This is a genomic window from Larkinella bovis (assembly GCF_042655385.1).
Classification (GTDB): domain Bacteria; phylum Bacteroidota; class Bacteroidia; order Cytophagales; family Spirosomataceae; genus Larkinella; species Larkinella bovis.
This window is the reverse complement of the sequence record NZ_JBHSMA010000005.1, coordinates 118,392-138,407: the sequence shown is the minus strand read 5'-3', so window position 1 is coordinate 138,407 and position 20,016 is coordinate 118,392. Positions and strand designations below refer to the sequence as shown.

At 52.8% G+C, this 20,016-nt stretch carries 18 protein-coding genes; 9 read left to right on the top strand and 9 right to left on the bottom strand.

Annotated elements, in window-relative coordinates:
- Nucleotides 1–114: 114 nt before the first annotated feature.
- A complete protein-coding gene (pth, locus tag ACFPMF_RS17125) occupies nucleotides 115–675 on the top strand; it encodes an aminoacyl-tRNA hydrolase (protein WP_379847486.1) in 561 nt (186 codons plus the stop codon).
- A 555-nt stretch (nucleotides 676–1,230) separates the two neighbouring features.
- Here pth and metG read toward each other — a convergent pair.
- Entirely contained in the window at nucleotides 1,231–3,327 is a 2,097-nt protein-coding gene (metG, locus tag ACFPMF_RS17120; protein ID WP_379847484.1) for a methionine--tRNA ligase, read from the bottom strand.
- Between the two features lie 232 nt (nucleotides 3,328–3,559).
- Between metG and ACFPMF_RS17115 the strand changes: the two genes are divergently transcribed.
- From ACFPMF_RS17115 to ACFPMF_RS17105, 3 genes are all read left to right on the top strand, one after another.
- The gene (locus ACFPMF_RS17115) at nucleotides 3,560–4,588 is read left to right on the top strand and encodes an SDR family NAD(P)-dependent oxidoreductase (protein WP_379847482.1); all 1,029 of its coding nucleotides are present in this window, start codon (nucleotides 3,560–3,562) and stop codon (nucleotides 4,586–4,588) included.
- 179 nt (nucleotides 4,589–4,767) lie between these two features.
- Nucleotides 4,768–6,171 carry a tetratricopeptide repeat protein gene (locus ACFPMF_RS17110; protein ID WP_379847480.1) on the top strand — a complete coding sequence of 468 codons (1,404 nt, stop codon included), beginning with the start codon at nucleotides 4,768–4,770 and terminating at the stop codon, nucleotides 6,169–6,171.
- Between the two features lie 101 nt (nucleotides 6,172–6,272).
- Entirely contained in the window at nucleotides 6,273–7,106 is an 834-nt protein-coding gene (locus ACFPMF_RS17105) for a hypothetical protein (protein ID WP_379847478.1), read from the top strand.
- A 3-nt stretch (nucleotides 7,107–7,109) separates the two neighbouring features.
- Here ACFPMF_RS17105 and ACFPMF_RS17100 read toward each other — a convergent pair whose 3' ends face one another.
- The 3 genes from ACFPMF_RS17100 to ACFPMF_RS17090 are packed head-to-tail and all read right to left on the bottom strand — an operon-like array spanning nucleotide 7,110 to nucleotide 9,693.
- Complete coding sequence (locus ACFPMF_RS17100) at nucleotides 7,110–7,979, bottom strand: mechanosensitive ion channel family protein (RefSeq protein WP_379847475.1); 870 nt, start codon at nucleotides 7,977–7,979, stop codon at nucleotides 7,110–7,112.
- A 33-nt stretch (nucleotides 7,980–8,012) separates the two neighbouring features.
- Nucleotides 8,013–9,041 (bottom strand): glycosyltransferase family 9 protein, encoded by a 1,029-nt coding sequence (locus tag ACFPMF_RS17095; protein WP_379847473.1) that lies wholly within the window; start codon nucleotides 9,039–9,041, stop codon nucleotides 8,013–8,015.
- A gap of 37 nt (nucleotides 9,042–9,078) precedes the next feature.
- Entirely contained in the window at nucleotides 9,079–9,693 is a 615-nt protein-coding gene (locus ACFPMF_RS17090; protein WP_379847471.1) for a hypothetical protein, read from the bottom strand.
- Between the two features lie 133 nt (nucleotides 9,694–9,826).
- Between ACFPMF_RS17090 and ACFPMF_RS17085 the strand changes: the two genes are divergently transcribed.
- The 5 genes from ACFPMF_RS17085 (at nucleotide 9,827) to ACFPMF_RS17065 (ending at nucleotide 15,040) form a co-directional block, all read left to right on the top strand.
- A complete protein-coding gene (locus tag ACFPMF_RS17085; protein ID WP_379847469.1) occupies nucleotides 9,827–11,074 on the top strand; it encodes a M16 family metallopeptidase in 1,248 nt (415 codons plus the stop codon).
- A gap of 144 nt (nucleotides 11,075–11,218) precedes the next feature.
- The gene (locus ACFPMF_RS17080; protein WP_379847466.1) at nucleotides 11,219–11,884 is read left to right on the top strand and encodes an O-methyltransferase; all 666 of its coding nucleotides are present in this window, start codon (nucleotides 11,219–11,221) and stop codon (nucleotides 11,882–11,884) included.
- A 6-nt stretch (nucleotides 11,885–11,890) separates the two neighbouring features.
- Nucleotides 11,891–14,119 carry a LysM peptidoglycan-binding domain-containing protein gene (locus tag ACFPMF_RS17075; protein ID WP_379847463.1) on the top strand — a complete coding sequence of 743 codons (2,229 nt, stop codon included), beginning with the start codon at nucleotides 11,891–11,893 and terminating at the stop codon, nucleotides 14,117–14,119.
- Nucleotides 14,120–14,135: 16 nt separating this feature from the next.
- Nucleotides 14,136–14,699 carry a DUF3109 family protein gene (locus ACFPMF_RS17070; protein ID WP_379847460.1) on the top strand — a complete coding sequence of 188 codons (564 nt, stop codon included), beginning with the start codon at nucleotides 14,136–14,138 and terminating at the stop codon, nucleotides 14,697–14,699.
- Between the two features lie 14 nt (nucleotides 14,700–14,713).
- Nucleotides 14,714–15,040, top strand: a complete 327-nt coding sequence (locus ACFPMF_RS17065) for an MGMT family protein (RefSeq protein ID WP_379847457.1) — start codon at nucleotides 14,714–14,716, stop codon at nucleotides 15,038–15,040.
- Between the two features lies 1 nt (nucleotide 15,041).
- Here ACFPMF_RS17065 and ACFPMF_RS17060 read toward each other — a convergent pair whose 3' ends face one another.
- The 5 genes from ACFPMF_RS17060 to ACFPMF_RS17040 form a co-directional block, all read right to left on the bottom strand.
- A complete protein-coding gene (locus ACFPMF_RS17060) occupies nucleotides 15,042–15,521 on the bottom strand; it encodes a response regulator (protein ID WP_379847455.1) in 480 nt (159 codons plus the stop codon).
- 210 nt (nucleotides 15,522–15,731) lie between these two features.
- Entirely contained in the window at nucleotides 15,732–16,532 is an 801-nt protein-coding gene (mtgA, locus tag ACFPMF_RS17055) for a monofunctional biosynthetic peptidoglycan transglycosylase (protein WP_379847452.1), read from the bottom strand.
- Between the two features lie 601 nt (nucleotides 16,533–17,133).
- Nucleotides 17,134–18,279 carry a radical SAM family heme chaperone HemW gene (gene hemW, locus ACFPMF_RS17050; RefSeq protein ID WP_379847450.1) on the bottom strand — a complete coding sequence of 382 codons (1,146 nt, stop codon included), beginning with the start codon at nucleotides 18,277–18,279 and terminating at the stop codon, nucleotides 17,134–17,136.
- A 46-nt stretch (nucleotides 18,280–18,325) separates the two neighbouring features.
- Nucleotides 18,326–18,793 carry a GNAT family N-acetyltransferase gene (locus ACFPMF_RS17045; RefSeq protein ID WP_379847447.1) on the bottom strand — a complete coding sequence of 156 codons (468 nt, stop codon included), beginning with the start codon at nucleotides 18,791–18,793 and terminating at the stop codon, nucleotides 18,326–18,328.
- A gap of 403 nt (nucleotides 18,794–19,196) precedes the next feature.
- Nucleotides 19,197–20,006, bottom strand: coding sequence for a PhzF family phenazine biosynthesis protein (locus tag ACFPMF_RS17040; RefSeq protein WP_379847445.1), 810 nt, complete (start codon nucleotides 20,004–20,006; stop codon nucleotides 19,197–19,199).
- Nucleotides 20,007–20,016 lie beyond the last annotated feature (10 nt).

Sequence of the window (20,016 nt, the reverse complement as noted above, 5' to 3'; positions counted from 1 at the left end):
ACGAAAGATAGTAGTCGGTTTTCAGTTTTCGGTTTTCGACAGGTGTTTTTTGTTGATTTGTTTCTGCGAACTTTGCAGGTGCAACTCATCCATTGATTCTTCAACGCGGTTTTTATGAAATTTCTGATTGTCGGTCTTGGTAATATCGGTCCGGAATACATGCTGACGCGGCATAACGCCGGTTTTATGGTAGTCGATCGGCTGGCGGCCCAATACGGTTTTGATTTTTCGCTCAACCGGCTGGCCTACACCGCCGAATGGCGTCATAAGGGAAAAATCATCCATTTGATCAAACCAACGACGTATATGAACCTGAGCGGCAGGGCCGTTAGCTTGTATTTAAAGCAATTCAATATCCCAACCGAGAATCTATTGGTTATTACGGATGACAAGGATTTGCCATTTGGCAAATTGCGGCTGAAACCCAAAGGTTCGGCCGGTGGACATAACGGATTGCGAAATATTGATGAAGTACTGGGAACGCAGGAATACGCGCGTTTGCGGTTCGGAATTGGCAATACCTTTCAGAAAGGACGGCAGATTGATTTTGTTCTGGGGAAGTTTCCGGAGGACGAAATGGCGCAATTACCGCAGCATCTCGACCGCGCCGGCGATGCCGTTATTAGTTTTTGTACTTCGGGCTTACAGCACACGATGAATTTTTTCAACCAATAATATAACTATTTGATGATTTTTTCAATTTTTGAAATAAAAATTTCCTTTGGCAAAATTGTGAAATTTGTAGTATTTTGTTTTAAAATCCTGTCCAAAAGCCCTACAGATGGACGTATAACCTATTACAAATCAATACTATACCAAGCAGGTACCTAAAAAATATTTAAAAATAAAATTTGTACTCTAAAAATTTGTTGCGATATTTGCATTGTTCTTCAACGGCAGGACAATTGAACAAAATCAGGAAATTATCAGTTAGTTTATAAAATTCTGATTTGAGAGTTGTTACTTCTGAATTGGTACTCCGTCTTAAGTACAGTTAACACCGGAAAAGGTCGGACACTATGAAAAAATTGAAGATAAGTTCTTAGAAAAGAAAAGGTTAAGGGTTTAGGAATAGTCAGTATAAAGCCTCTCGCAGTGATCGGGAGGCTTTATCTTTTTAAAGCCTTCTGAACCGGGATGAAACGGAAAGGATTGCCCAGGATAGGGCAACCTACGTTGCGACAGCCATCCTGGGCAATCCTTTACTCCGCGTCATCCCGGTTCCGGCAACTACGAAACCGTTCCGCCATTCCAGACGGTTTTGTCGGGGCTGATCAGCGACAGGCTACCGTCGCGGTCTTCGGCCATCAGAATCATGCCCTGCGATTCAAGGCCCATCATTTTCCGCGGAGCCAGGTTGGCCAGGAACGTCACCTGAACGCCGATGAGTTTTTCCGGCTCAAAGTGTTTGGCAATTCCGCTCAGAATCTGGCGCTGCCCCGTTCCGTCATCCACCTTCAGTTTCAGCAATTTATCGCTTTTCGGCACCCGCTCGGCTTCCACGATTGTACCGATCCGAAGGTCCATTTTGGCAAAATCGTCGTACTGAATCACCGGTTTGGCCTCCGGTACGGTTTTTACGGCCAGTTCGTTCATGCGTTTGGCTTCGTGCAGTTTATGGATTTGTTGGTTGATCACGTTGTCTTCAATTTTTTCGAACAGCAAAACCGCTTCGCCCAGCGTGTGGCCTTCCGGCAGCAAATCCGGTTTTCCGGCATTGATCCAGTGAAACGCCGATCCCGTTGCATCTTCCGGCGTAATCGTCGCCGTATTCAGCAACGTGCGCAGTTTTTCCGCCGTAAAGGGCAGGAACGGTTCACAAACAATGCTCAGATTGGCAGCAATCTGCAAGGCAATGTTCAGAATGGTATTGACACGCAGGGGATCGGTTTTGGCCACTTTCCAGGGTTCGGTCTCGGCCAGGTACTTGTTCCCCAGCCGCGCCAAATCCAGCAAATAGCCCAGCGCTTCCCGGAAACGGTATTGCTCGATCGCCTGCCCGATGCGGTCCGGAAACTGCGCCAGTTCGTCCAGAACCGCCTGATCCGTTTCGGTCAACCCGTCCTTCACGGGCACTTTCCCTTCGCAGAACTTCTGCGTTAGCACGACCGCCCGGTTAACAAAATTGCCAAATACGCCCACCAACTCGCTATTGTTGCGGGTCTGAAAATCTTTCCACGTAAACTCGCTGTCCTTGGTTTCGGGCGCATTGGCCGCCAGCACGTAGCGCAGCACATCCTGTTTGCCCGGCAATTCGTCCAGGTATTCATGCAGCCAGACCGCCCAGTTCCGTGAGGTCGAAATTTTGTCGCCCTCCAGGTTCATGAACTCGTTGGCGGGCACGTTATCGGCCAGAATATAGCGGGATCCCGAACCACTCCCTTCGTGCATCAGCATCGCCGGGAAAATGATGCAATGAAACACGATATTATCTTTCCCGATGAAATGCACCAGCTTCGTGTCCTTGTCGCGCCAGTACAACTCCCAGTCGCGGCCCTGCTGTTCGGCCCATTCCTTCGTCATGGAGATATATCCAATCGGCGCGTCGAACCAGACGTACAGTACCTTGCCTTCCGTATCGGGCAGCGGCACTTTAATGCCCCAGTCGAGGTCGCGGGTCATGGCGCGGGGGCGCAGTCCTTCCTTCAGCCACGACTGGCACTGGCCCAGTACGTTGGTTTTCCATTCCGGGTGGCTGTTAATGTATTCTTCAATGCGCGGCTGCATCCGGTCGAGCGGCAGGTACCAGTTTTTGGTCGCTTTCAAAACCGGCTTTGATCCCGACAGCATTGAGCGCAGCGGTTCTTTCAGTTCCGTCGGGCTGAGCGTCGAGCCGCAGCGTTCGCACTGGTCGCCGTAGGCATTTTCGTTGCCGCAAACCGGACAAACCCCAATAATGTAGCGGTCGGCCAGGAACTGCTTCGCGGTTTGGTCGTAATACTGCTCGGTAATTTCTTCCGTGAAGTTACCGCTCTCGTACAGATTCAGAAAAAACTCCCGCGACGTTTCGTGGTGAATCGGTTTGGAGGTTCGCGAATAAATATCGAACGAAATCCCGAACGCTTCGAACGACCGCTTGATCTGTCCGTAATATTTATCGACCACTTCCTGGGGCGTAATGCCCTCTTTCTGCGCACGGATGGTAATCGGAACACCGTGTTCGTCGGTGCCGCTGATGAAGGCCACGTCTTTGCCCGTTGCGCGCAGATACCGCACGTAAATATCGGCGGGCAGGTAACAACCGGCGATGTGCCCGATATGAATCGGACCATTGGCGTAAATCAGGGCCGCCGTGACGGTATAGCGTTGCGGATTTTCTAGTGACATGTCAGTTGGTTTACGGTTTTCGGTATACGGTATAGGGTTAAAACAATTCCAGGTTCCCCTTCGCCCCAGATCGTACCTTCCAAACCTTATTTTGGCGCGAAATTAGCAAATCGGCGGCAAACGTTGTTATGTTTACAAACCGGATGCTGAGCAAGTGCTCCCAACCGCGCCGGTCACGGATAACACCATGGAAAGCACGAATAATTTCCTGAACTGGGTTGAACTATTCTGAATGACTTTATCACTACCTGACATAACCCTCATCACCGGCGCCAACGGCCTGATCGGCAGCCATATCGTCCGGCGGTATCTTGAAGCAGGCCGGAACGTGGCCGCGCTCCGGCGAACCGGCAGCGACCTGAGTCTGCTCAACGACCTCAACGACCAGATCATCTGGTTCGAAGGCGACATTCTGGATATTCCGGCGCTGGAGGACGCCATTCAGACGCTCCAGACCGGCGGGACAGTGGACGTGGTTCATGTGGCTGCCATTGTTTCGTACCTGCCCAAAGACCGCAGCCGCATGGAGAAAGTCAATGTGGAAGGAACGGCCAACGTGGTTAATGTTTGTCTGGCAAAGGGAGTTCGGAAACTGGGCTACGTGAGTTCGGTGGCGGCCGTGGGTCGGCCGACAGGCAAGAGCGAAACCGGCCCGACCGTCATCGACGAAGAGCAGCGCTGGGAAGAGTCGCCCCAGAATTCCTTTTACGGGCAAACCAAATACCGGGCCGAACTCGAAGTCTGGCGGGGCGTTGCCGAAGGGCTCGATACCGTGCTGGTCAATCCGTCGCTGGTGCTGGGCGAGGGCGACTGGACGCGCAGCAGTACGCAGTTGTTCAAATACGCTTACGACGAAAAACCGTTCTACCCGGCCGGTATTGTCAACCTGGTCGACGTGCGCGACGTGGCCGACGCGGTTTTTCAGCTCATGCAAAGCGAGATAACGGCCCAGCGGTTTATTCTGACAGCCGCCAGTATGCCGTACAAGGAATTTCTGGACAAAATGGCGGATGCGTTCGGCAGGCGACGCACCCGGTTTCGCGTTCCTCCTACCCTCACCCGCCTGCTCTGGCCGCTCGAAGCCGTCCGCTCCTGGCTCACGGGCAAGGCTCCGCTGATCACCCGCGAAACCGCCCGCTCGGCCTCGGGATCGTACCGGTACGATGGCCGGAAGATCGAAAATACCCTATCCTTCCAATACCGGAATATCGACGAAACGATTCAGCGGATTTGTGTGTTTTTCAAACGTACCCACGGATAGACAACCCGGGTAAACCGGGTAATATCCTGATCGCCAAGTCCCCCAAAATGGGGTAAAAACCGGTCGGTACATTTTTTGCCGGAATACTTGCGAAATAGATTATTAGTTGTATATTTCTACTACAATTCCACGCTCAAGAGTGGTGTATAGTATATACGTAACCCCTGTACGATGTGAATATGGAGCAAGAGTTTGAGGAAAGAGAAAGCGAAATAAAGGCCTCTCTACAGCGGTTTGAGAGTATGTTAGAAGGCACAGAAAGTCAATTCTTCGACCTGGATGTTTACGAACAGATAGTTGAACATTACATGGAAGAAGGCGATCTGGAAAAAGCCATGAAAGCCTGTGAAGCCGGTCTTGGAAATTTCCCCTACTCACTGGAATTGATGCTGGATAAGGCCCAACTGCTGGCCACCAACGGCAAGTTTGATCAGGCCCTGAATTTACTCGACCGGGCTGCCCTGTACAATCCGAGTGACCCGGATGTTCAATACATGCAGGGCACCATCAGCAACCTGGCCGGTAACTACGAACAATCCATTGAAATTCTGAGTGATTTGCTGGAAACCGCCGACGAAAAGGACGACATCCACTTTCAGATCGGGCAGACCTACCAGAGTTGGGGCAAATACGAAGAGGCCATCGAGCAGTATAAAAAATCGATTCACTACAACATCAACAACGAAAATTCGCTCTACGAACTGGCGTTTTGCCTGGATTTGATGGGTGAACTGGAAAACAGCCTGGACTATTACCAGCAGCTGATCGATCGCGACCCGTATTCGCACAATGCCTGGTACAACATCGGAATCGCCTACAGCAAGCTCAACCGCTACAAGGAGGCCGCCCAAGCCTACGATTACGCGACGATTATTAAAGAAGATTTTGCGTCGGCGTATTTTAACCTGGGCAACACGTACATGAACCTCGGCAAGTATAGCAAGGCCGAGGAAGCGTACCGGAACACGCTGAAGTACGAGGACGCAACCCCGGAAACGTATTGTTACCTGGGTGCCAGTCTGGAGAAACAAAACCGCTTTGGCGAAGCCATCACCCGCTACCGCGACGCCGTTCATCTCGACAACCTGTGGGATGAAGGCTATTACGGCATCGGTGTTTGTCTGAGCGAATTGGGCAAGTGGCACGAATCCATTCCGTTTCTGCGGAAAGCCCTGAAACTGAACGAAAAAAACGCCGAATACTGGCTGGCACTGGCCGAAACCGAATACAAACTAGGCAACGGTATTTCGAGCATCGAAGCCTTTGAGAAGGCCGTCGAAGCCGATCCGACCAACCTGGATGTGTACCTGCAATGGTCGCTGGTGCTGTTCGATCAGGGCGATTTTGCCCGGGCGCACGAGATCATCGAGATGGGCATCGAAGAACTGCCGCAGGAAGCCGATCTGTATTACCGGGCGGTGATCTACCTCATTCACGCCGGATCGTACCGCGAAGCCCTCGTCAGTCTGGAAGCCGCTCTGACGCTCAATTACGAGCTGCACATTCAGTTGTTTGACTTTTTTCCGGAACTGGAGAAGCAAAAGGCGCTTTATAAGATTATCGAACAGTATCGAAAAAACTAATTTGACGAAATTCGTCGAAAAAAGCCGCTCTTTTTAGAGTGGCTTTTTTTACGGGCATAGTTTTTGCAATCGACACGTCGAAACAACCCATCCTCAACGCTATGCTAAAAATGCTCCCTTCTGTTTTCTTTTTCAGCTTATTGATCGGCCTGGCTACGTCATTTTCTTCCGTTGCCCAGAATCGGCTCAAGCGAATTGTCTATTCGGACGGCAGCGTTCGGCAGTTTTTTTACGATGCAAAAGGTAAACTGAGTAAGGAAGAAGTAACCCGAAACCAGAAAGCGCTGAGTCTGATTCAGCACAATTTTGGCACGACGGGCAAGCTGGTAACGTATTCCATGCAATACCAGCAACCCGAATCCCCCTGGAATTATGGTTATTCAGAACACTATACCTACAGCCGCGAAGGCCGGCTGAATGCCCGGGAGCGCTATATTCTTCGCAAAGGCGACCTCACCGGCAATCCCGAAAAAGCGCTCTTTTTTACGGATTCACTGATTTATAATACCGCCGGCCAGATTGTGGGCCGTCAGCGGTATACCTACGCGGTTCGGGGCGAAAAAACCAGTAGTTCACCGGTCACGCTGACCACCTACCAATATCGCTACGACACCCGGGGCAACGTGATTGAAGAAACCATGACGACCGTTCCGTTGCAACGCAGCCTGGCAGCCTCGACCCAAACGCGCCGGATTGTGTATGAGTACGATACGAAACCCAATCCGTACCGGCTGGCCGATTGCCCGGTTTTCGACCAGATGAGCTGGTCGAAAAACAATTGCGTCCGGGCCTCCACTTACCAGGTTGAAGCCGGTAATCAGACCAAACCGTCGGTCGACGAATACCGGTACGTGTACGACAACAACCTGCCGACGCGACGGGTACTGGCCGCCAGTTCAACGGTTCTGGAGCAGTACGAGTACGAAACCCTATAATCTTTATGCCTCCGGCGGTCCCTGGGCGCGCTTTTTTAGCTCGTAAGTGTGGGCGGGGAACATCATGAGCACGTCATTTTCCGCAAATGCTTTTTTAACGGCTTTAATAGCTTCGCTCAGGGCTTTGGCAGCATCGGTTTTGGCCGGATCGATCCAGAACCAAACCAGAAACTGAACCATTTCGAGCGTAAGACCCTTGTAGTGCATCTCCACCGGTTTGTCTTTCCGAATAAAGGGCAGGGCTTTGACGGCGCTGATCGCGACGCGCTGGGCTTTTTCCAGCTCATCAAGATGCGAAACCCCCGCTACCATTTCGATGCGCCGGCTACCGGAGCGTGAGAAGTTGATAATCGGTTTCTGAAAAACGTCCTTACTCGGAATTTCGATGGTTTGCCCTCCGCCATTGTCGAGCACAATGGAACGCAGTTTGACGCTGACCACCCGTCCTTCAAAACCGTTCGTGTCGACTACATCACCCACTTCGATCGGCCGCTGGAGCGCAATAATGGTTCCCGAAATGAAGTTGGCCGTCAGATCCTGAAACGCAAAACCGATGGCCAGTGCCAGCACCCCGGCCCCCGCCAGCAGGGAAGCCACGGTTTTTTCCAGCCCCAGAATATCCAGCGCAATGAACAGGCCAAGGGCCATTACCACCAGTTGAGCGACGGTTCCGGTCAGGTTGACGAGGGAAATGTTGTCACTGAAACGGTCGAAACCCCGGACGACCAGCCGCCGGACATACCGGGCAACGAAATTAAACAGCAGCACTACGACCAGCGCCACCACCAGATTCGGCACCAGCACCAGGGCGGTTTTCCCCCATCCTTCCAGCCGTTCAAAAATCAGTCGGACAACTTCTCCCAGATTCAGCATACGTTCAAAAAAAAGTCATTACCCGTAAAACCGCTACGCCATCGGCTTGGCGTCATCAGCCTGCCGGCCTTCGAGCCGGGTGGTCAATTGCTCCGTCCGAATCCCGTATGCGCACTGAAAATGACCCAGCGGACACGTTTTGCGCCCGTGTAGTCCGCAGGGGCGGCAGTCGAGGATCTCTTCGATTTCGACAATCTGTGAATCGTCGGCCAGAGGGCCAAACCCAAACTGCGGGATGGTCGAGCAGAAAATGGCTGTCGTTGGTGCATCCACCGCCGACGCCAGGTGCAAGGGCGCCGAGTCGTTGACGAAATTCATCTGAGCGCCCTGCATCAGAGCCGCCGACGCCAGAAACGGCAGTTTCCCGGCCAGACTCACCACCCGCACGCTGTCGAGCTGTTGCCGGATGCGTTCCACAGCCACCGAGTCCGAGGGTGCGCCCAGCAGGTAGACGGTCAGGTGGGTGGGCACCTGCCGCAGAAAATCGACCCACTTCTCTTCCGGGTATTGTTTCGTAAACCAGACCGAGGTGGGCGCCACGCAAATATACGGGCCTGTCTGGTACGGTTTAACCTGCTCATAATCGGCGAGCGACGGATACAGACGCGGTTTAAACGCCGTCCGGCTGGTAAATCCGCTGACCAGTTCGGTGTTACGGTTGATTTCGTGAATGTCCGGCGCAATATGGTGTTCGACGCTGTGCGTAAAAAACCGGGAAAACGGATTTTTACGGAACCCGATGGTTTCCGACGCGCCCGAGAAAGCCGTCAGCAGTCCCGTGGCCCCAAACCGTTGCAGGTTGATCATCTTGTCGTACCGACGCGGACGAATCAGGCGGAGCAAGCGGAGCAGATCGCGGTATTTGCCATTTTTTTTGTCCCAGATCAGAACTTCGTTGATATGCGGGTGGTTTTTCAGCAACCCTTCGTTGCCTTTCCGCAGCAGAAAATCAATGGTAGCGTCCGGGAAATGGAAACGCAGCTTTTCCACCAGCGAAGTAGCCAGAATGACGTCGCCAATGAAAGCCGTTTGACTAATCAGAAACCGTTGCGGTTGATTCATTGGGCAAGTTTCGGGAACGACGGGCAGGGAAACAAATTTACCGCCCTTTTAGTGTATATTGAACCAACGCAACACCCTGAACCGGCCTTCGGCCATAACCCGGAATGTAGATCGCCGGATTTTGCAAGTCCGGGTTATCCCCCAAAAACCGGTTGGCCTGTATACCGATATCCAAGGTCACTTGCGGCAGAAGGTTCACACGAAAACCGCCGGTAATACCGGCGCTCAGGGAATATCCCCCCTTTTTTCCTTCGCTTTCCATCGCGTAACAGTAGATGATCGAACAAATCACGGTGGCTGATTTCCCTGCCTGTTCGAGATAGCCCGCCGTCAGATGGGGGCTGATAAAAAACCGGAATCGTCCGTTTGGGTTAAAGTACGCTTTGGCACCCACCCGCAAATAGGCGCCCCTGGATTCTCCCTCCCAATAACGGGATCCACTCTCCCAGTATTGGGCATGAGATTGAGGAAATGTATAGCCCGCGTGCACAAACAGTTCCCGTTCGGCATTGCGCAACACGGTCGCGTTCAGTTCAAGCGTCCGGGCGAGCAGCGGGACGAGGTTGAGACCGATCTGCGGAGCCATTCGCTGCGCCATCAATTCGTAACTCAAGAGGAAAAAACCGGTGAACAGAGTAGAGATTGTCTTCATCGTTTTTATTGTGATGAAATTATCTTTGCTTAAATTTAGTTCTTAATTCTATACCCACAAGGGGCTCGCTGTAAAAGCACAGCCGGCAGGAATGGCAGTAGACTCTGGGTTTCCCAACAGGGTTGGAAAAAGAATGGAAGATTACGAACTATATACCTTACCGAACGGAATCCGGATTGTTCATAAACAAGTACCGCATACCCAAATTGCCCACTGCGGCATCATGCTCGACATCGGCAGCCGCGACGAATTACCGCAGCAGGAAGGCCTGGCCCACTTCTGGGAGCACATGGCCTTCAAAGGCACCAAAAAACGCAAATCCTTTCACATCATCAACCGGCTCGAAACCGTCGGGGGCGAACTGAACGCGTATACGACCAAGGAAAAAGTCTGTTTCCACGCGTCGGTGCTGGGCCTGCATTTTGAAAAAGCGACCGAACTCCTGGCCGATATTGCCTTTCACTCGGTTTTTCCGGAAAAGCAGATCGAGAAAGAACGCAGTGTGATTCTGGAAGAAATGGCGATGTATTACGACTCGCCCGAAGACGCCCTGCAGGATGATTTCGATCAGGTGGTGTTCAAGAATCACCCGCTGGGCGGCAACATCCTCGGCCGGCCCGAAACCGTTCGTTCCTTCACGCGTGAACAGTTGCAGCAGTTTATCAGCGAGAACCTGGATACCGAACGGGTGGTTTTTGCCTCGGTCAGCAACTGGCCGTTCAGCAAGGTCAAAAAGATTGCCACGAAATACTTCAGCGACATTCCGCACCGGACCTCCGAACGGAAACGCCTGGCACCCGGCGATTACGAACCGCAGCGGGTTACGGTGGAACGACCGATTACGCAGGCACAGTGCGCTATTGGCCGCCCGGCCTATGCCCTGCCCGATGCCCGCCGGTTGCCGTTTTTCATGCTGGTCAACCTGCTCGGCGGCCCCGGCATGAACTCCCGGCTGAACATGAACCTGCGCGAAAAATACGGACTGGTGTATTCCATCGAAGCCAGTTACACCCCGTTTCTGGATACCGGTTTTCTGGGTATTTATTTCGGAACGGACCAGAAACACCTCGACCGCAGCGTGGCGCAGATCGGCCGGGAGATGAAAATCCTGCGCGAAAAACCGCTCACCAAACTCCAGTTGCACAACACCAAGGAGCAACTGATGGGCCAGCTGGCGATGTCGGAAGAAAGCAACCAGAGCCTGATGCTGACAATGGCGAAAAGCATTCTGGACACCGGCAAGCTGGATTCACTGGAGGAAATCTTTGCTGAAATCCGGCAGGTCGACGCGGTTCTGTTGCAGAATCTGGCCAACGAAATGTTCGACGAAAGTCAGTTGAGCCATTTAATCTTTATTCCGGAGCCCGACGAAGACGCGTAACGTTCGCTCATTTTTCGGGTATAAATTCTGATCCAGCGGGTCCGAACAAAATAGGAGTGCGATGTTCCCGTTAACAGAATAATTGTATTTTTACAAAACCACCGGATTTCCTTTTATTTGCCTAAAGCACCCCCGTAAACCGGCATGGATTTTTTGCCCCCAGCTATTTCTGCGTACTCGGAAGCACATACCTCTCCCGAAAGTGACTTATTGCGCCAGCTCAATCGGAACACCTACGCCCGGATGTTGTACCCCCGGATGGTGTCGGGACACCTGCAGGGACGGCTGCTGTCGATGATTGCCCGGATGCTTCGGCCCCGCCGGATTCTCGAAATCGGGACGTTTACCGGCTACTCGGCGCTCTGCCTGGCCGAAGGACTGACTGACGACGGAACCTTGATTACGATCGAACGCGACGACGAGCTGGAAGCCTTCGTGCGGTCCTACTGGGACCAGTCGCCCGTGGGTCATTTGATCGACCTGCGGCTGGGGCTTGCGTCCGACATTATCCCGACGCTCGAGGGGCCATTCGACCTGGTGTTTATCGACGCCGACAAGGAAAATTATGCAACGTATTATGACCTGGTTTTTGATAAAGTCAGAACCGGTGGCATCATTTTAGCTGATAATGTGCTATGGAGCGGAAAAGTTGTGAAGCCAGTTGGCGAAGGCCGGACCGCAGCCGAACGACGAGCCGACAAAGACACGCAGGCTGTGCTTGATTTTAACCGCAAAGTAAGTGATGATCCGCGCGTCGAGCAGATTTTACTGCCCGTCCGGGATGGCTTAATGATGATTTACAAACGATAACAGCGTATGAAAAAGAGAACCTTTTCTCTCCTTCTTTTCCTTCTCCCTTTTCTCCTTGTTGCCGCTCCTTCCGGGGCTACTCCCGATGTGCCCCGGTCCATCCGGTTTGCCGACCTGAACGTTCGCTTCGACGAAAGCGCCCGGCGCATTATCCAGCAGGACATCACGGCGCTGGTTCAATCGAATAAAAAATACTGGGATGCGAAGCTCGACCGCGTGGCGCTCTATTTTCCACTGATCGAAGCCGTTTTGCAGGACGAACAGGTTCCGGTCGATCTGAAATACCTGGCCGTTCAGGAAAGCTCCCTGACACCCGATGCGGTTTCGTCCTCGACGGCGGTCGGTTACTGGCAGTTTAAGAAAGAAACCGCCACCGACCACGGCATGCGCGTCGATAACGAAGTGGACGAACGCAAAAGCATCGTTGCCTCCACGCGCGGAGCCGCCCGCTATTTCAAACGCAACAATACGGTTTATAACAACTGGGTTTCCTCCCTGTTCTCCTACTACCTCGGCACCACCGGCATTAGCAAACTGGTTCCGCCCGAATGGTCCTACGCCAAGGAAATCACGCTCGACAACAAAACCGACCGCTACATCCTGCGGTTTTTCGCCCACAAGATTGCGCTCGACAGCGTTTTGCCCACCTACCGCAGCGCGAATGCCGTGGCCCTCGTCGAATACCCGTACGCCAGCGGCAAAAGCATCGCCCAGATTTCGCGCGAACTGAACATTGACGAAACCGAAATCCGGAAATACAACCGCTGGGTGCTGGGGGATAACGTCCCGAACGACAAGGAGTACGTGCTGGCCATACCGGCGACGAACGATCAGGTGGCGGCCATTCGGCGCCAGTTGCAAGCCATCAATCGGAACCAGCCGGTGGCGACCAAAGCCGCGAAATATGTCAAAACCGATACCGGTTTCCCCATTCTGCGCAAAGTGAATTATTCAAAAGGCAAACCGGATGTGGTCTTATACGAAATCAACGGTTTGCCCGGTATCCAGGCCCTGGCGGGTGACAATGCCTCGACGCTGGCCCGGAAAGCCCGTATCAGCGTGTCTAGTTTCCTGCGCTACAATGACATGAGCGACCGCGATCCGGTCACGGAGAACGAAGTGTATTACCTGGCCAAAAAAATGCGGAAGGCCACGGTTCCTTACCACACGGTTCAGGCCGGTGAAACCTCGCAAAGCATTTCACAGATGTACGGAATCCGGCTGAAAAAGCTCCTGCGTTACAACCGCATCGACCGTTCAGACCGGCTGCAGGTAGGTCGAGTGATGTGGTTGCGCGAACGCCGACCCGGCAACAAACCGGTGGAAATTATTAAAATGCCAACCGCACCGGCTCCCGAATCCCAACCCCTGGCATCGGAACCTGCAACCAGCCCCGGCGACAACCGCCTGAGCCAGTCGTCGGCCGCCGATCGTCCGGCGAACCCGATTCCGCGCAATGCTTCTGAACGTAAGTTATATACGCCCAAATTAGTCGAACCGAAGGAAAACCCGGCCCCGGCCACTACGCCCAGCAGCGCACCGGAACCCAGTCCCGTTGAGACGGCAGCCCCCAAATCGCCGGTGACGACTCCGGCTAGCAGCACCCCGAACATGACCATGCAGAATGCGGGTACTACGCAGCGGGTGGTGATTGTGCGGCCGGAAAACTCCGGCACGGGGTATTCAAACCCGGAGTCAGCGCCCGTTCGGTCGACGACCACCTCCACGCCCATCAACCGTCCAGCCGAGCGCAAACCGGCCGAACCGGCACCGGTGATGGCCAGCGCCAAACGTCCGACGACGGAGGCTGCGACCGAACCGTCATCCAGCGTAAACCGTTCGACTCCCTCCACCCGTTCCGCCAAATCGCTGACACACCGGGTGGAAGCCGGGCAAACCTATTACAGCATTTCCCGGCTTTACAACGTCAGCGTAAACGACCTGCTGGCGTGGAACAACCTGAATCAGAGCGACAAACTGGCGGTAGGCCAGACATTGCTGGTGAAAGCCGACGGGGATGCGCCAAAAACCACCACCGTCTCGACCACCCGTTCATCGTCCACTACGGATCCCCTGGTTTCGGAAGAAATTGTGTACCATACCGTGCAGAAAGGCGAAACCATGTTCCGCATCTCGCGGCAGTACGGCGTCACGGTCGATCAGATTCAGGACTGGAACCACCTTTCGGGTGGTAATGTTACTGTAGGTCAGCGGTTGAAAATCATTAAAAAATAAGGCCGATTCAAATACAATGATCTTAATTGATAACACCTGCATCAGCGATGATGTAGCCGAGAAGTTTTTCGTTTGTAATCTGGACAAATGCAAGGGGGCTTGCTGCGTGGAAGGCGACCTGGGCGCTCCGCTGGAAGCCGATGAATTGCCGATATTGGAGGAAATTTATCCGCTCATCAAACCGTATCTGATGCCCGAAGGGGTCAAAGCCATTGAAAAACACGGTTTGTACGAATCCGACGGCGACGACGGTTTTGTTACGACTACCATCGACGGACGCGAGTGTGTGTTTGCGACTTACGACAAACGCGGCATTCTCAAGTGCGGCATCGAAGCCGCCTACAACGATGGGAAAGTGAATTTCAAAAAACCGATTTCGTGCCATCTGTATCCCATCCGCATCACCAAGTACGAGAATTTCCACGCCCTGAATTACGACCGCTGGCCCATTTGCAATCCGGCCTGTAGTTTTGGCGAGCAGTTGGGCGTCGAAGTCTATAAGTTTCTGAAAGAACCCCTTATCCGGATGTACGGCGAGAAGTGGTACGGAGAACTGGTGGAGGAGATCGAAAACCGGTAAATCCGTCCCCTTCGATGGAGCAGCGTGATTATTTTGAAGATGTTTACGAAGTGGTCCGGCTGATTCCGCCGGGGCGGGTGACCACCTACGGGGCCATTGCCCGTTACCTGGGTTTGCGCGCGGGTGCCCGCATGGTAGGCTGGGCCATGAATGCCGCCCACGGTCGCGATGTTCCGGCCCACCGTGTTGTCAACCGCCTGGGTGTGTTGTCCGGCAAACATTTTTTCGGAAGTCCGACGGCCATGCAGGAGCTGTTGGCGACCGAAGGAGTGGCGGTCAAAGACGATCGCGTCCAGCAGTTTACGCAGGTCCTGTGGGACCCGACGACCGAGTTGGAATAAGTTACAGCAAGTTCGCCCAGCGCACACTGGGAACTTCCAGAAAACAGGCCTGCATGCTGATCACCAGATGGTTATAATCGTCCATCAAATTGGGTTTCTGCAGATACCCATTGGCACCCAGGCTATACGCTTTCTGCACCAGATCCTCTTCAATGGAAGTCGATAACATGACGGTTGGAATGTGTTTCAAAGCGGGGTTGGTTTTGATCGCTTCCAGCACTTCCGTTCCGCTCATGCGGTGCATATTAACATCCAGAATAATCAGCGCGCACTGCGCCACTTTTTCACCGGCATCGTCATTTTCGAGCAGGCTTTTCATGAGTTGATCCCCGTCTTCAAACTGAACAACCTGGTATTTGGCGCCAATATTCTGGAAAGCCCGGAGAATAAACTGGCGGTCATCCTCGTCGTCATCCACAATAAAGACGGAGAGTTTGCGCTGTAAAGAGGGTGAATTCAGGTATCTGGCCGACCGTGCCATTGCTGTGATAATCAGTTCAAGTTACGGACTACACCCTTACAGGAAAATGGTTTAGCCGGTTAAAATAAGTTCGTATTTCGCCGAATAAAAGGAATAAAATCACCCGAGTATGTCCTATAATCCACTTACGTAAACGTAAGTAAGAGTACAGATTATCAGTGGCTTACTTCGACAGTATTCGAAATTAAAACTACTATTATTTCCACGAAACTACAAATTTTCCAGATAACGCTGCCCGCCCAGGTAACGCATCTGCTGGCTGATCTGGCGGGTACGCTTCTGGGTATAGGCCGACGGTTTTTTGATGGAAAATAAACGCGGATTGGGTAATACGGCCGCAATCCGGGCGGCTTCGGTGCGCGTGAGGGTTCGGGACGAATGGCCGTAATACCGCCGGGATGCCGCTTCGACTCCAAACGTTAGCGGCCCGGTTTCAGCCACGTTCAGATACACTTCCAGAATGCGTTCTTTGCCCCAGATCAGTTCGATGAGAAACGTAAAGTACACCTCCAGCCCTTTGCGCAGGTAACTCCGTCCGTTCCAGAGAAAAACGTTTTTGGCTACCTGCTGGGAAATCGTGCTGGCACCACGCGGGCGTTTCCGGCGTTGGTTTTCCTTGAGGGCGTCCTGAATTTCGTCAAAATCAAAGCCCCAGTGTTTGGGGAAAGCCTGATCTTCCGATGCCACCACCGCCAGTGCGGCTTCTTTTGAAATGTCTTCGTAGGGCGTCCAGTCCTTATAAAGCTGGCTATTCTGATTCTCCCCAATGGCTTCCAGCTTCCGTGAAATCATCAGGGGCGTCACCGAAACCGGCAGGTATTTCAGCAGAATCACCCACCCTAACGAAATCAGAAACGACAGCAAAACCAGTTTGGTAACCAGCCGCACCACCCATTCCAGCCACGGACGCTGGCGGATGGATGGACCTACGTGCGGGGATCGACCCGAACGGGGAGGAATCGACGGAGAAGTAGACGAGCGCAAACGATTAACCGGACGAGGAGTATTCATTAAACGCAAAAATAGTTAAGAGTGATGAGTTACGAGTATAAGAATTATTCTATAGCTCACTCAACTCTTTCTTCTTAACGTTTAGCAGACAGTCTGACCCTAGACTCGGCGGATCATCCGTATTCACCCCAGGCCTTGGGCCGGTCCAGGCAGTTGAGGCAGCACTGTCCCGAGACAGAGTGCCGCCCGGAAAAAATTAACAACAGTCCTGCAGAACACGGTCATGCACAATGACAAAGGTCATCCATAACACAACCAGGATTAACAGCAAATTGATAATTGTGAACGTTGCGTAATAGTTTCGCTGAAAACCCGTGGACCGGCTAACCATTTTTTTAGCATAAACCTTCGAAAAAACTGGAATGAGAGCCACAACCGATAACACAAAAATCCCCGGATAAAGACCCGTGATTGCAATACCAATTATGCTGAGGACCGCTACCGTCAGGGTTAATCCCATCGATAGGGCCGTAACAACGCTAAATGTTTTCGTTTCCATGGTCATCGCGATTGGACATTTAAAAAGTATACCAAATAAATAAAAGTACTTTTATTTACAAAGTAAAATAGAACGATTTTTACTCGTCTTAACGATAGATGGTTAATTCTCCAGTATAAAAAGGTCAGCGGCCACGCGGTCGGCGAAAAGTTTGCCCGCTTCGGTGAGCAGCAATACCCGGTTTTTGTTCGAAAGCCAACCCAGCTGATACAATTGTTGCAGTTCGGCGTGGCGAAGGACTTCAAAATCGGTTCCGGCCAGCGCCGTCAGCTCCCGCAAATCGCAGCCCCAGTGGGTGCGCAGGCCCGTCAGCAAATAGTCATTCACCCGGTCGGCCCGCGACAGTTCCTCCACGGTGGCGGGTAGTTCCCCGTTTTCGATGGCGCGGATGTAGTGGGTATTGTGGGCGATGTTATACTGGCGGTTTTTGCCGTCGAACGAATGGGCGCTCGGCCCGATGCCCAGGTAGGGCCGTTGTTTCCAGTAACTGCTGTTGTGACGGGCTTCCCAACCCGGTCGGGCAAAATTGGAGATTTCGTACTGCGCGTAGCCGTTCGCCCGGAGCGTCTGCACCAGGCTCGTAAATTGTTCGGCGGCAAAATCATCATCGGCGGCCTGCAAACGGCCTTTTTTCTGCCAGTTTCCAAAAACCGTACCGGGTTCGATGGTCAGGCAATACGCCGAAATATGCGGTACCTGAAGCGCCACGGCTTTCGTCAGATCCGCCTGCCAGATGGCGTGCGTTTCGGCCGGCACCCCGTAAATCAGGTCAATCGTCAGGTTTTCGAACCCAGCCTCCTGCGCCAGCCGCACACACTGTTCGGCTTCCGTTGCCGAATGCGCCCGGTTCATCAGCCGCAGATTGGGCTCGTGAAACGACTGAATACCAATGCTTAAGCGATTGACATATTTCCGCAAAAACCGCAGCGGGTGCAGCCGGTCGGCAGGAGAGCCAACCAAATCGTCCGGATTGGCCTCGAGCGTAATTTCGGCACCCGGCGCCAGGGTATACTGCCGGTGAATCGTTTCAAAAATCTGATCCAGTTCGCCTTCGCTGAGCAACGAAGGGGTACCGCCCCCGAAATAAACGGTTTCCAGGTGACGGGTGGGCAGGTAATCGTTTTGACGTTCAATTTCCCGGCACAGGGCGTTGACCAGAGCGGTTTTTTGTTGCAGGCTGGTACTGAAATGAAAATCGCAGTAATGACAGGCCTGTTTACAAAACGGAATATGGATGTACAAGTGCATCGGCAAGATTACAAATCTGATCCCGTTCCGGTTCCCGGCCAGCGGTTTACGGCTGTTCCGAATCCAGTTGCTTTTCCAGAATCAGTGTTGTAGGGCGATTGGAGTTGGCGATGGTGCCAATGATATCAAAACCGTGCCGCAGATTCAGAATTAACATGTCGCGCCACTGGTTGCGGGTGTGGGTCCGGACGGTATGAAACCCGTTGGCTCGGCACCAGTTATGCTGCTGGCGCATCAGCTCGCCCGCAATGCCCTGCCGCCGGTAATCCGGGCTGACGGCCCCCAGCCAGCTGTAGAAATGGCCCGGTTTGCGCGGGTAGCCCATCTTGTAACCCACCACTGTCTGGTCGTCGAGGGCAAGAATCGTGAACAGGTTCCGGTTGCTGACTTCCTCAAACTCCTGGCGCAGTTCTTCGGACGTCTGGCCGGAAAAAACCCGCTGGTGTACTTGAATCAGACCCTGAAGCAGCGACTCCGGCGGAAGACCAACAAAACATTCGTAACGGATTTGCATTCCGCAAAATTGGCAGAAATCCCGTTCGGCAACTTATCGAATGGTCAAAAAATAAACCGGCTTTTAAAGAGAAGGCTTATTTATCGGGGCATTTTTTGCAATGCTTCCCTTTCTTTTTCCACTTCTTGCAGCACTTTTTGAAGACGCATTCCATCTCCCCGAAAAACGGGTTGGTCCCAAAATCCTTCGGAGAATCGGCAAAAAAGGAGAATTCAGTGGTTTTTTCAAGTACTTCGTTCATGGCGCTTTCAACATGGCACCATAAAGGTATTGCTTATTTAGAATAAGTACAAATATTGTTTAGCTCCTGATAGACTGATTTTCCTCCAAGTGCCTGAAAATGGTTATGAAAAAGCAATCCGGTTCAAGAAACCGGGTTCACGACCTTCCATTCGCGGGGCCGTTAAAATTCAAGTTCCCCAACCAGGTACAGCTTCACCTGACCGCCAATTTCTACCCGATCGTCCACTAATTTGCAGCGCAGAAAACCGCCCCGTTTGGAAACCTGCCGCGCGGTCAGTTCCGTTTTGCCCAGTTTTTCCGCCCAGTAAGGAATCAGGGTGGTATGCGCCGAACCCGTCACCGGGTCTTCGTCAATACCCGACTGCGGCCCAAAAAACCGGGAGACAAAATCAACGGCACCCTCCCCGGGACTGCCGGGAGCGGTTACAATAATGCCCCGCGCCGGAATCGTCGCCAGTTCCCGGAAATCCGGCTTCAGCTCCCGTACGTGCTGTTCTTCCTCGAAAACAATCAGATAGTCGGTTTTTCCTTTCAGCACTTCCACCGGTTTTACCCCACCCAGGCTCGTTTCGAGGGCCGGGGGTTGAATCGCCAGGTGGGTATGATCGACCGGAAAATCCAGCGTTAGCCAGTCGGCTTCGCGCCGAACCCGCAACAAACCGCTTCGGGAATCGAACGAAATCGATTCGCCTTCCCCGGTTTTTTCCAGGAAAAACACCACATAAGCCGTTGCCAGCGTGGCATGACCGCATAAATCGACCTCCACGGTGGGCGTAAACCAGCGGATGTGATACAGGCCGTTTTCCTGATCGACCGGCACGTAAAACGCCGTCTCGGCCAGGTTATTTTCTGCCGCAATCGCCTGCATGGTTTCGTCGGGCAACCAGTCCGTCAACGGACAGACCGCGGCTGGATTTCCGCCAAAAAGCTGGTCGGTAAAAGCGTCAAGTTGATAAAGTCGGATAGGCATAGCGAGTTTA